The organism is Bacillus sp. SD127 (assembly GCF_058566445.1).
Window position 1 is genome coordinate 1,276,087 of the sequence record NZ_CP191226.1, and the last position, 12,616, is coordinate 1,288,702.

11 protein-coding genes are annotated in these 12,616 nt (G+C 44.4%); 10 read left to right on the top strand and 1 reads right to left on the bottom strand.

Going from position 1 to position 12,616, the window contains the following annotated elements; genetic code table 11:
- The first annotated feature begins 54 nt into the window (after positions 1-54).
- The 6 genes from ystJ (at position 55) to ACQVGS_RS06585 (ending at position 6,882) form a co-directional block, all read left to right on the top strand.
- Positions 55-1,287 (top strand): NADP-dependent malic enzyme, encoded by a 1,233-nt coding sequence (gene ystJ, locus ACQVGS_RS06560; protein WP_095714225.1) that lies wholly within the window; start codon positions 55-57, stop codon positions 1,285-1,287.
- 334 nt (positions 1,288-1,621) lie between these two features.
- A complete protein-coding gene (gene accD / locus ACQVGS_RS06565; protein ID WP_044153863.1) occupies positions 1,622-2,494 on the top strand; it encodes an acetyl-CoA carboxylase, carboxyltransferase subunit beta in 873 nt (290 codons plus the stop codon).
- Positions 2,479-3,456 carry an acetyl-CoA carboxylase carboxyl transferase subunit alpha gene (accA, locus tag ACQVGS_RS06570; RefSeq protein ID WP_024122460.1) on the top strand — a complete coding sequence of 326 codons (978 nt, stop codon included), beginning with the start codon at positions 2,479-2,481 and terminating at the stop codon, positions 3,454-3,456. The genes accD and accA overlap by 16 nt, the downstream gene beginning before the upstream one ends.
- Before the next feature lie 185 nt (positions 3,457-3,641).
- Entirely contained in the window at positions 3,642-4,601 is a 960-nt protein-coding gene (pfkA, locus tag ACQVGS_RS06575; RefSeq protein ID WP_024122459.1) for a 6-phosphofructokinase, read from the top strand.
- Between the two features lie 43 nt (positions 4,602-4,644).
- Positions 4,645-6,402 (top strand): pyruvate kinase, encoded by a 1,758-nt coding sequence (gene pyk, locus ACQVGS_RS06580; protein ID WP_024122458.1) that lies wholly within the window; start codon positions 4,645-4,647, stop codon positions 6,400-6,402.
- A gap of 96 nt (positions 6,403-6,498) precedes the next feature.
- The gene (locus tag ACQVGS_RS06585; protein WP_106020252.1) at positions 6,499-6,882 is read left to right on the top strand and encodes an FxsA family protein; all 384 of its coding nucleotides are present in this window, start codon (positions 6,499-6,501) and stop codon (positions 6,880-6,882) included.
- Between the two features lie 30 nt (positions 6,883-6,912).
- On the opposite strand, the gene ytvI is transcribed toward ACQVGS_RS06585, so the two are convergent.
- The gene (gene ytvI / locus ACQVGS_RS06590) at positions 6,913-8,028 is read right to left on the bottom strand and encodes a sporulation integral membrane protein YtvI (RefSeq protein ID WP_127696653.1); all 1,116 of its coding nucleotides are present in this window, start codon (positions 8,026-8,028) and stop codon (positions 6,913-6,915) included.
- A 95-nt stretch (positions 8,029-8,123) separates the two neighbouring features.
- On the opposite strand from ytvI, the gene ACQVGS_RS06595 reads away from it, so the two are divergent.
- The 4 genes from ACQVGS_RS06595 (at position 8,124) to mdh (ending at position 12,451) form a co-directional block, all read left to right on the top strand.
- A complete protein-coding gene (locus ACQVGS_RS06595) occupies positions 8,124-8,588 on the top strand; it encodes a DUF441 domain-containing protein (RefSeq protein ID WP_010335274.1) in 465 nt (154 codons plus the stop codon).
- Between the two features lie 330 nt (positions 8,589-8,918).
- A complete protein-coding gene (gene citZ, locus ACQVGS_RS06600; RefSeq protein ID WP_010335272.1) occupies positions 8,919-10,037 on the top strand; it encodes a citrate synthase in 1,119 nt (372 codons plus the stop codon).
- A gap of 160 nt (positions 10,038-10,197) precedes the next feature.
- A complete protein-coding gene (icd, locus tag ACQVGS_RS06605; RefSeq protein WP_024122455.1) occupies positions 10,198-11,469 on the top strand; it encodes an NADP-dependent isocitrate dehydrogenase in 1,272 nt (423 codons plus the stop codon).
- 43 nt (positions 11,470-11,512) lie between these two features.
- Positions 11,513-12,451, top strand: coding sequence for a malate dehydrogenase (gene mdh / locus ACQVGS_RS06610; RefSeq protein ID WP_010335270.1), 939 nt, complete (start codon positions 11,513-11,515; stop codon positions 12,449-12,451).
- Positions 12,452-12,616: the final 165 nt, after the last annotated feature.

Consider the following 12,616-nt stretch of genomic DNA (forward strand, 5'->3'; position numbering starts at 1 on the left):
AATCAATGCAGCAGCATACGAATCAAAAAATTCCATTAAGGAGTGTTTAGGAGAATGTCATTAAGAGAAGAAGCATTACATCTGCATAAAGTGAACCAGGGGAAGCTCGAATCCAAATCTAAAGTAGAGGTTAAAAATGCGAAAGATTTAAGCCTTGCTTATTCCCCGGGTGTAGCAGAACCATGTAAGGATATTCATGAAGACATTAACAAAGTATATGATTATACAATGAAGGGGAACATGGTAGCAGTTGTGACAGACGGTACAGCTGTGCTCGGCCTTGGAAATATCGGCCCTGAAGCCGCACTTCCTGTTATGGAAGGTAAAGCCGTTCTTTTCAAAAGCTTTGCCGGCGTAGACGCGTTCCCAATTGCTTTGGGCACAAATGATGTTGATAAAATCATTGAAACCGTTAAATTGCTTGAACCGACATTTGGCGGTGTCAACCTTGAAGATATCGCGGCGCCAAACTGCTTCATCATTGAAGAGCGTCTGAAAAAAGAAACGAACATCCCGGTTTTCCATGACGATCAGCACGGCACAGCGATTGTCACAGTAGCTGGTCTTGTAAACGCGCTGAAATTGTCTGGGAAATCCATGTCTTCCATTAAAGTTGTGGCTAACGGCGCCGGTGCTGCAGGTATTGCGATCATTAAGCTTCTTTACCATTTCGGCGTGCGCGACATCGTGATGTGCGATTCAAAAGGAGCCATTTATGAAGGGCGTCCGAACGGTATGAACGATGTTAAAAACGAAGTGGCGAAATTCACAAACCAAGACCGTAAAGACGGCTCTTTGGAAGATGTGATCGCTGGTGCTGACGTATTTATCGGTGTGTCTGTCGAAGGTGCGCTAACAAAAGAAATGGTACAAAGCATGGCGAAAGATCCAATCATTTTCGCAATGGCAAACCCGAATCCGGAAATTATGCCGGAAGATGCGCGTGAAGCTGGAGCAAGCGTTATCGGAACAGGCCGTTCAGATTTCCCGAACCAAGTAAACAATGTGCTTGCCTTCCCGGGAATTTTCCGTGGAGCGCTTGACGTGCGCGCTACTCACATTAACGAAGAAATGAAGATTGCAGCGGTTGAAGCCATTGCTTCACTAGTATCAGACGATGAGCTTAGCCCAGAGTACGTCATCCCTGCACCGTTTGATAAACGTGTTGCGCCTGCTGTGGCTAAGGCTGTGGCGAAAGCGGCGATGGAAACAGGTGTGGCAAGAATTACTGTAGATCCTGAAGAAGTTGCAGAAAAAACCAGAAAACTTACGATTATTGGCGAATAATTTTAATTCATTCCAAAAATGGCAGCGCGTTGGCGGAGACCGGCGCGCTGTTCTCAAGTTAAACTTGCGGCTGAAATTTTTTTGGGGTCAGGACTTAAAAAAATTTCAGCCGAGTTTAACATGATTTTTGAATACGTTACCAACCTTACTGGTTCAACGATTTATTAGGTTTATCATGAGTCTGTCCGCACGCGTCTGCGGATAAAAAGTTGTCGAATTGAGGATGACAGCGTTTGACAAAAAAAGTACAATAGTTTCGGTAAAGTTATTAGCAAGTCTATCTGTCTGGATGGCATGCGGTGAAGAGAACCCTTCACAAAAGGGAGGTAATCATTTGTTAAAGGATATATTCACTAAAAAGAAAAAGTATGCTTCCGTACCGTCAGATCAAGCGAAGCACGATGTTCCGGAAGGCATTATGACAAAATGTCCTAAGTGTAAAAAAATCATGCTCACTAAAGAGTTGGATAAAAATATGCGGGTATGCATGAACTGCGATTATCATTTCCCAATGAATGCAAAACAGCGTATCGAAAGCTTGATGGATGAACAGTCCTTTGAGGAATTCAATCAGGGGATGTTATCGGAAAACCCGCTCGGTTTCCCGGGATATCTGGAAAAGCTTGAAAAAGATCGCGAGAAAACATCCTTAAACGAGGCTGTTGTCACAGGCAAGGGCACCATCGGGGGATTTCCTGCTGTTGTCGCGGTAATGGATTCTTCATTCCGTATGGGCAGCATGGGCTCTGTCGTCGGCGAGAAAATCACGCTTGCGATTGAAAAAGCAAAAGCGGATAAAGTTCCGTTTATTATTTTTACTGCTTCCGGCGGTGCAAGGATGCAGGAAGGCATATTAAGCCTTATGCAAATGGCAAAGACAAGCTCTGCCTTAAAATTATTCAGTGAGGAACAGGGTCTCATTATCTCAGTCATGACGCATCCGACTACCGGCGGGGTATCGGCAAGCTTTGCTTCTCTTGGCGATTATAATTTTGCGGAGCCTGGCGCGCTGATCGGTTTTGCCGGAAGAAGGATTATCGAACAGACAATAGGCGAAAAACTGCCGGAGGATTTCCAAACGGCGGAATTCTTATTAAAACATGGACAGCTTGATGCGGTTATTCACCGCGACGACATGAAAAAAACGTTAGAGAATCTGCTGGATATGCATCAAACAGGAGGTGACATTGAGTGGCTGCAAGATTAGAATTTGAAAAACCGGTGATTGAACTGCAAACCAAAATCGCCGAATTGAAAAAATTCACCCAGGATTCGGAAATGGATCTGAGTGCAGAAATCGAACGGCTTGAAGACCGTCTAGCTAAGCTTCAGGATGATATTTATAAAAATCTGAAGCCTTGGGACCGTGTTCAAATCGCACGTCTGCCGGACCGTCCGACAACACTTGATTATATTCATTACCTGTTTACAGACTTTTTTGAATGTCACGGCGACAGAGCGTACGGAGACGATGAAGCCATTGTCGGCGGTATTGCCAAGTTCCACGGCCTGCCTGTGACAGTTATCGGTCATCAGCGCGGAAAAGACACGAAGGAAAACCTGGTCCGCAACTTTGGAATGCCTCATCCTGAGGGCTATCGTAAAGCGCTTCGTCTGATGAAACAGGCTGATAAATTTAACAGACCGATTATCTGTTTTATTGACACGAAGGGGGCATACCCTGGACGAGCAGCTGAAGAAAGAGGACAAAGCGAAGCAATCGCCAAAAACCTGTTTGAAATGGCCGGCCTTAGAGTGCCTGTTGTTTGTATCGTCATCGGCGAAGGCGGAAGCGGCGGAGCTCTAGGTTTAGGTGTGGGCAACCACTTGCATATGCTGGAAAACTCTACTTATTCTGTTATTTCTCCGGAAGGTGCTGCGGCACTCTTATGGAAGGACTCCAGTCTTGCCAAAAAAGCGGCGGAAACAATGAAAATCACTGCGCCTGACTTAAAAGAATTAGGTATTATAGATCATATGATAAAAGAAGTAAAAGGCGGAGCGCACCACGATATTAAGCTGCAGGCAAGCTACATGGATGAAACCCTTAAACAATCGTTAAAGACTTTGCTGAAGCTGAATGAAGAAGAATTAATTCAGCAGCGCTATGAAAAATACAAAGCAATTGGGAAAGTATCGATTGAAGATCAATATATCGGGGTAAACTAAATAAACGTGAAGCCTTTGGCTCACGTTTATTTTTTGTGACATTCCTTAAATTTTATTTAAAAACAATTTATTTAATTGTATAATAGGTAAGGTTTCATAGGGAGGATGGAGATCCCTTTTCATTGTTTTTAGGGCAATGATCATGTTATGTTTTAATCATATATGTTTGCTGAGGTGAATGGAGAATGAAACGTATAGGGGTATTGACGAGCGGCGGGGATTCCCCGGGAATGAATGCAGCAGTTCGCGCAGTTGTCAGAAAAGCGATTTATCATGACGTTGAAGTTTACGGCATTTATAACGGATACTCAGGATTGATCAGCGGAAAGATTGAAAAGCTAGAGCTCGGTTCTGTAGGTGATATTATTCATCGCGGAGGAACAAAGCTTTATACAGCAAGATGTCCTGAATTCAAAACGGTTGAAGGCCGTGAAAAAGGGATCGAAAACTTGAAGAAGCTGGGTATCGAAGGGCTTGTCGTTATCGGCGGAGACGGCTCATACATGGGTGCGAAGAAATTAACGGAGCACGGGTTTCCATGTGTAGGTGTACCGGGTACAATTGATAATGACATTCCGGGTACTGATTTTACAATCGGTTTCGACACAGCTTTAAATACAGTAATTGACGCAATTGATAAGATTCGTGATACAGCGACTTCTCATGAACGTACATATGTGATCGAAGTGATGGGCCGCCACGCCGGCGATATTGCATTATGGGCCGGACTTGCAGGCGGTGCGGAATCAATCTTAATCCCTGAGGCTGATTACGACATGCACGAAATCATTGCCCGGCTAAAACGCGGTCATGAGCGCGGGAAGAAACACAGTATTATTATCGTTGCCGAAGGGGTAGGCAGCGGTGTTGAATTCGGGAAACGCATTGAAGAAGAAACAAATCTTGAAACTAGGGTATCTGTATTAGGCCATATTCAGCGCGGCGGTTCCCCAAGTGCTGCTGACCGTGTTCTGGCAAGCCGACTTGGCGCGTATGCGGTTGAACTGCTGCTTGAAGGAAAAGGCGGACGCTGTGTAGGTATACAAAACAATAAGCTTGTAGACCATGATATTATAGAAATACTGGATCAAAAACACACAGTTGAGCAAAACATGTATCAGCTTTCAAAAGAACTGTCTATTTAAGAATGCAGCAGAAGGCTGAAGATTTCAGAAGGAAGTGAACGAATTGAGAAAAACAAAAATTGTTTGTACCATCGGTCCGGCAAGTGAAAGTATTGAAATGCTTACGAAATTAATGGAGTCAGGAATGAATGTGGCTCGTTTAAATTTTTCTCACGGAGATTTTGAGGAGCACGGAGCACGTATTAAAAATATCCGCGAAGCGAGCAAAAAGCTCGGCAAAAACGTCGGAATCCTGCTTGATACAAAAGGCCCTGAAATCCGTACACATACTATGGAAAATGGTGCTATTGAGCTTGAAACAGGCAAAGAGCTTATCGTTTCAATGGACGAGGTAGTTGGAACAACTGATAAGATTTCAGTAACATATGAAGGTTTAGTAGAGGACGTTGAAAAAGGCTCAACGATTCTTTTAGATGACGGGCTTATCGGTCTTGAAGTACTTGAAGTGAATGCCGCTAAACGCGAAATCAAAACAAAAGTACTAAACAACGGAACACTGAAAAACAAAAAAGGCGTTAACGTGCCGGGTGTCAGCGTCAACCTTCCTGGTATTACTGAGAAAGACGCGAGAGATATCGTTTTCGGTATTGAGCAAGGGGTAGATTTCATCGCTGCGTCTTTTGTACGCCGTTCTACTGACGTGCTTGAAATCCGTGAACTTCTTGAGGAGCATAATGCTCAGGATATTCAAATTATCCCTAAAATTGAAAACCAAGAAGGCGTAGACAACATCGATTCTATTCTCGAAGTGTCTGACGGCTTAATGGTTGCGCGCGGAGACTTAGGTGTGGAAATCCCGGCTGAAGAAGTGCCGCTCGTGCAAAAAGACCTGATTAAAAAATGCAACGCACTGGGCAAACCGGTTATTACAGCGACACAAATGCTTGACAGCATGCAGCGCAACCCGCGTCCGACTCGTGCGGAAGCGAGTGACGTCGCAAACGCAATTTTCGACGGCACAGATGCGATCATGCTTTCTGGTGAAACAGCTGCCGGAAACTACCCGGTTGAAGCGGTTCAAACGATGCACAACATCGCATCCCGTTCTGAAGAGGCGCTGAATTACAAAGAGATTCTTTCAAAGCGCAGAGACCAAGTAGGCATGACGATTACTGATGCAATCGGCCAATCTGTTGCACATACAGCCATTAACTTGAATGCTACTGCGATTGTAACGCCGACTGAAAGCGGCCATACAGCGCGTATGATTGCAAAATACCGCCCGCAGGCACCGATTGTCGCTGTGACTGTAAATGATTCTGTTTCCAGAAAACTCGCTCTTGTATCCGGCGTTTTCGCAGAAAGCGGTCAAAATGCAAGCTCAACTGATGAGATGCTGGAAGACGCTGTGCAAAAATCATTACACAGCGGAATTGTAAAAAATGGTGACCTGATCGTCATTACAGCAGGCACTGTCGGCGAGTCAGGAACAACGAATTTGATGAAAGTTCATACTGTTGGCAATATCATTGCTAAAGGCCAAGGTATCGGCCGCAAATCAGCTTACGGTCCGGTTGTCATTGCGCAAAACGCGAAAGAAGCCGAACAAAAAATGACTGACGGCGCGGTTTTGGTTACAACTAGCACTGACCGTGACATGATCGCGTCTCTTGAAAAAGCGTCTGCTCTTATTACAGAAGAGGGCGGCTTGACAAGCCATGCTGCAGTAGTCGGATTAAGCCTCGGCATTCCGGTTATTGTTGGTTTGGAAAATGCGACATCCATTTTGACAGAAGGCCAGGATATTACGGTTGACGCTTCTAGAGGGGCAGTCTACCAAGGCCGTGCAAGTGTACTTTAATCACATCTGAAAATGGGAAGGGAGCGTATTCCCTTCCTTTTCTCTATTTGTCACTATTTTTGAACGAAGGCGTTTTACACATGTGGGGGGCTGGAGATGAGGTTTTTATTTTTGCTTTTTATTGTGTTTCCGGCAATTGAAATCGGCATATTTCTATTTACGGGCAAGCTGATCGGTATTCTTCCGACGGTTCTTTTGATGATTCTGACCGGGATCATTGGGGCAGCAGCTGCCAAAAAACAAGGAACTGAAGTTTACTTCAAGGTTCAGCGTGACCTTCAATACGGAAAGATGCCTGGTGAAGCGATTGCTGACGGCCTGTGCATCTTTATTGGCGGCCTTTTGCTGATGCTGCCAGGCTTTTTATCAGACCTGGCCGGCGCATGCCTGCTTATCCCGTTCACCCGCAGCTGGTGTAAGCCGATCCTGTTCAAATGGCTGAGAGGCATGTCGAAGAACAAGCGGATCATTATAAAATAAAAACGGCAGCCTGCATTATGGGCTGCTGTTTTATTTTTGCTGGACAGTGATGTAGGACCATATTTCCTTTAAGGCACCTGTTGTAATAAAAGCCTGGATGACGACGAGAACGGCAGGACCGGCAATCAGTCCTAAAAATCCGAACAATTTAAAGCCGGCAAAGAGGGCAATGAGTGTTGCCAGCGGATCGATTCCGATTGATTTACTTAATATTTTCGGCTCTGTCAGCTGCCGCTGAACGAGTACGATAAGGTACAGCACACCAATTCCAATTGCTTGAGGAAGCTGGCCTGTAATCGATAAATACAAAATCCACGGCACGAAGACGGATCCTGCTCCTAAATAAGGGAGAAGGTCGACTAGCCCGATTAAAAAAGCAATCGTTGCTGCATGCTCAACCTTTAAGAGAGAAAGACCGATGAATACAATGACCATCGTAAGGAATACAAGAACAGCCTGCGCTTTAATGAAACCGGTCATTGCTTTTTTTAACTCGCTGCTGATCGCCTTTCCGTTTGCTGTTATTCGATCCGGCAGCACTGAAACGAGCATCGCTTTCAGCTTGTGCCAATCCTTTGTCATGAAAAATGTAGCAAGAAGTGAAAATATCAAAACAGCCGCGGTATTCGGAAGCAGCGCGAAAAACTTCGGGATCATTTCAAGAATGTGAGACAGCAGCAGTCCTGCGTTTTTGGCAGCGGAATCTCCAAGTGTCTGAATGTGAGTGACGATGGAAGCCTGCTGGTTGGTCTCCAATTCATGAAATAAAACGGTCAGTTCGTGATAGAGCGGCTGGATATGAGTGGTAAACAGTTTTTCACAATAAGAGATAAATGTGCTGATATGCGGGGGAAGGGTTTTTGCAAGATATGCAGTCCCTGTTACGATTTCTGCTATCACAATGGTCAGCACACCGAACGCCGCGAGCAGAAAAAAGGCAAGCACGCCGATGACATTTAAAGTTCGCGGGAATCCGGTCACCTTGTCCAAGTAGTCTACAACAGGGTGAATCGCTGTTGAAAGAATAAGGGCAATGAGGAACGGATATGTTAACGGAAACGAATAATAAACAGCGGCTGCTGATCCGGCTGTAAGCGACACGACAAAGAGGGTTCGTAAAAAAATAGTGATATAGGATTGATTCACAAAAACGCTCCTCCTCTCGTCAGCATGTCCTATTGTTATGTTTATTCACGGTACGGCTGTATATGAATACATTCATCTTAAAGGAGGGATGACGCGTGTTTACACAAGCGAATTTATTTTTAATATTACTCTTGGCTATTGCACTTATCGCAAAAAATCAATCGCTGCTTTTTGCTGTATCCGTCCTTTTGATCATTAAAATCGTGGGACTTGACCAAAAATTTTTCCCGACTATCCAGTCAAAAGGTATCAACTGGGGCGTGACCGTCATCACAATTGCTGTTCTTGTTCCAATCGCCACAGGAGAGATTGGATTTAAACAGCTTGGTGAGGCAATGCGTTCTTCTTACGCATGGATTGCATTGGGGGCGGGAATTGCCGTTGCGCTGATTGCCAAAAATGGCCTGACCCTGCTGGAAAACGATCCTCACATCACCACTGCTCTTGTCATCGGTACCATTCTCGCTGTCGCGCTTTTCGGCGGAGTCGCAGTGGGTCCGCTGATCGGAGCGGGGATTGCTTATATCGCGATGCAGCTCGTAAAACTGTTCACTTCATAAAAAAAGCGGCTTGCTGCCGCTTTTTTTTTAATGCCAAAACCCGCAAATAAAGGCGTTTTTTAGGGAAAATCATAGAATGAAAAAAAAAATTATAGGTAAACATTTAACAAATGTCTGATTATTGTTTATAATAGGAATAGGCACAAACTTAAAAAAGCTTATAAGAATTTGTTATGTTCTTTCATAAGCAAAGGGTTTCAGCACCAGCAGGCAGTAAAATGTAAGCATTTTCTTTTGGGGGGAGAAATACTTACAACGTGCTTTTTAAGTTAGCCTCATGTTTTTACAACACTCTTAAAGGGGAAATTTATTGAAAAGGAGATGTTATATATGACAGCGACACGCGGTCTTGAAGGGGTTGTAGCAACAACATCATCTGTTAGTTCGATTATTGATGATACCCTTACATATGTGGGGTATGATATCGATGATTTGACAGAGAATGCGAGCTTTGAAGAAATCATTTACTTGCTTTGGCACTTAAGGCTGCCAAACAAAAAAGAGCTTGATGAGTTAAAACAGCAGTTAGCAAAAGAAGCTGCCGTTCCGCAAGAAATTATTGAGCACTTCAAATCTTATTCCCTCGAAAATGTTCATCCCATGGCTGCTCTTCGGACAGCGATTTCTTTACTAGGCCTGCTTGACAGCGAGGCTGATACCATGAACCCGGAAGCCAACTACAGAAAGGCGATCCGCCTTCAGGCAAAGGTGCCTGGTCTGGTTGCAGCGTTTTCCAGAATCCGCAAGGGTCTTGAACCCGTTGAGCCAAGAGAAGACTACGGCATTGCCGAGAATTTTCTCTACACATTAAATGGAGAAGAGCCTTCGCCGATTGAGGTTGAAGCCTTCAACAAAGCACTGATTTTACATGCCGATCACGAGCTGAACGCGTCAACGTTTACAGCGAGGGTCTGTGTCGCAACACTTTCGGATATCTACTCAGGAATCACTGCAGCGATCGGCGCACTGAAGGGCCCGCTTCACGGCGGTGCAAACGAAGGCGTCATGAAAATGCTGACAGAGATCGGCGAAGTGGAGAATGTCGAGCCTTTCGTTCGCGCCAAGATGGAAAAGAAAGAAAAAATAATGGGATTCGGCCATCGCGTTTATAAGCATGGCGATCCGCGCGCCAAACATTTAAAAGAAATGAGCAAACGTCTGACCAACCTGACCGGCGAAAGCAAATGGTATGACATGTCGATTCGCATCGAAGAAATCGTGACATCAGAAAAAAAGCTTCCGCCTAACGTTGATTTCTATTCCGCTTCTGTTTATCACAGCCTCGGAATAGACCATGACCTGTTCACACCGATTTTTGCTGTAAGCAGAATGTCAGGCTGGCTCGCTCATATCCTTGAGCAGTATGACAATAACCGCCTGATCCGCCCGCGTGCAGATTACACAGGCCCTGACAAACAAACTTTTGTTCCGATTGAAGAAAGAGCCTAAAGAACCATGGGAGGCTGGCTTATGTTAATGAAGTTAGCCTCTTGTTCAGAACATCAAAGATGGTTTACACTTTAGAATGTTAAGAAAAATCATTTTGTTTTCTATATAAGAAAAATAAAATGTTTTCTAAATATGAATTACATACTGGGAGGTTTTTATTGTGGCACAAGGTGAAAAAATTACAGTCTCTAATGGAGTATTAAACGTACCAAACAACCCGATTATCCCGTTTATTGAAGGAGACGGAACCGGTCCTGATATTTGGAATGCGGCTTCAAAAGTTTTGGAAGCCGCAGTAGAAAAAGCATATAAAGGTGAAAAGAAAATTACGTGGAAAGAAGTTTATGCCGGTGAAAAGGCTTATAATAAAACAGGTGAGTGGCTTCCTGCTGAAACATTAGATGTCATCCGCGAATATTTCATCGCGATTAAAGGCCCGTTAACGACACCTGTCGGCGGAGGTATCCGTTCTTTGAACGTAGCGCTCAGACAAGAGCTTGACCTATTCGTTTGCTTGAGACCGGTAAGATATTTTACTGGAGTGCCGTCACCTGTAAAACGCCCTGAGGATACTGACATGGTCATCTTCCGTGAAAATACAGAAGATATTTACGCAGGCATCGAGTACGCAAAAGGCTCTGAAGAAGTGCAAAAGCTTATCAGCTTCCTGCAAAATGAATTGAATGTCAACAAAATCCGTTTCCCTGAAACATCAGGTATCGGCATTAAGCCTGTTTCTGAAGAAGGAACAAGCCGTCTGGTCAGAGCGGCAATTGAATATGCGATTGAGCACGGCCGCAAGTCTGTAACGCTTGTACACAAAGGAAACATCATGAAGTTCACGGAAGGCGCCTTCAAAAACTGGGGCTATGAGCTTGCAGAGAGAGAATACGGCGAAAAAGTCTTCACATGGGCTGAATATGACCGCATTGCTGAAAAAGACGGAAAAGACGCCGCTAATAAAGCGCAAAGCGAAGCAGAAGCAGCAGGCAAAATCATTATCAAAGACAGCATTGCTGATATTTTCCTTCAGCAGATTCTGACACGTCCAAGCGAATTTGATGTTGTTGCAACAATGAACCTTAACGGAGACTATATTTCTGACGCTCTTGCGGCGCAAGTAGGCGGAATCGGTATTGCTCCTGGGGCGAACATCAACTACGAAACAGGACATGCGATTTTCGAGGCGACACACGGAACGGCTCCTAAATACGCCGGACTTGATAAAGTAAACCCATCTTCAGTTATTCTTTCAGGTGTGCTGCTGCTTGAGCATTTAGGATGGAATGAAGCGGCTGATTTAATCATTAAATCTATGGAAAAAACAATCGCTTCTAAAGTCGTAACTTACGATTTTGCCAGATTAATGGACGGCGCGACTGAAGTTAAATGTTCAGAGTTCGGAGAAGAACTGATTAAAAACATGGACTAAGCAAGGAAACAGCCTAAAATTAGCCATAAAGGAGAAGAGAGACATGGGAAATACTCGTAAAAAAGTTTCTGTTATCGGAGCAGGTTTTACCGGAGCGACAACAGCTTTCTTAACCGCTCAAAAAGAGCTGGCGGACGTTGTTCTCGTTGATATCCCGCAATTGGAGAACCCTACGAAAGGAAAAGCCCTTGATATGCTGGAAGCCAGCCCGGTTCAAGGCTTTGACGCGAAAATTACGGGTACATCTAATTATGAGGATACGGCGGGCTCTGACATTGTTGTCATTACAGCCGGTATTGCAAGAAAACCTGGTATGAGCAGGGATGATCTAGTCTCTACAAACGAAAAAATTATGAGAAGCGTCACACGAGAAATCGTGAAATATTCTCCTGACTCTATCATTGTGGTTTTGACAAACCCTGTTGATGCAATGACATACGCAGTATACAAAGAGTCTGGCTTCCCGAAAGAGCGCGTGATCGGCCAATCAGGTGTGCTTGATACGGCAAGATTCAGAACGTTTGTGGCGGAGGAATTAAACTTGTCAGTGAAAGATGTGACTGGTTTTGTTCTCGGCGGACACGGTGACGATATGGTGCCGCTTGTACGTTATTCTTATGCTGGTGGTATCCCGCTTGAAACCCTCATTCCAAAAGACCGGATTGACGCGATTGTGGAGCGCACAAGAAAAGGCGGCGGCGAGATCGTGAATCTCTTAGGAAACGGAAGCGCGTATTATGCGCCTGCGGCTTCACTGACAGAAATGATCGAAGCAATCTTAAAAGATCAGCGCCGCGTCCTTCCTACAATTGCTTATCTTGAAGGAGAATACGGCTATGAAGGCATCTACCTTGGTGTTCCTACAATTGTCGGCGGAAACGGGCTTGAACAAATCATTGAGCTTGAATTGACAGAATACGAGAAAGAACAGCTGAATAAATCAGTTGAATCTGTCAAAAATGTGATGAAAGTATTATCCTAAAATAAAAAGAGAAAGGCTGGTTTAATCGAAGCCTTTCTCTTTTTATTACAAAATGAAAGCGTTTCCTCATATTCCTCAGCTGCCTCTTGTATTTTTCTTTTAAAATGATGTAAAAGGCGAATTGTCGGAATGTCCGGCTTTCGTTAAAATAAAATCATGAAACAT

Excerpts from the sequence above, each read along its gene's own strand:
- ystJ (WP_095714225.1), top strand. The coding sequence starts at position 55 with ATGTCATTAAGAGAAGAAGCATTACATCTGCATAAAGTGAACCAGGGG.
- pfkA (WP_024122459.1), top strand. The coding sequence starts at position 3,642 with ATGAAACGTATAGGGGTATTGACGAGCGGCGGGGATTCCCCGGGAATG.
- ACQVGS_RS06585 (WP_106020252.1), top strand. The coding sequence starts at position 6,499 with ATGAGGTTTTTATTTTTGCTTTTTATTGTGTTTCCGGCAATTGAAATC.
- citZ (WP_010335272.1), top strand. The coding sequence starts at position 8,919 with ATGACAGCGACACGCGGTCTTGAAGGGGTTGTAGCAACAACATCATCT.
- mdh (WP_010335270.1), top strand. The coding sequence starts at position 11,513 with ATGGGAAATACTCGTAAAAAAGTTTCTGTTATCGGAGCAGGTTTTACC.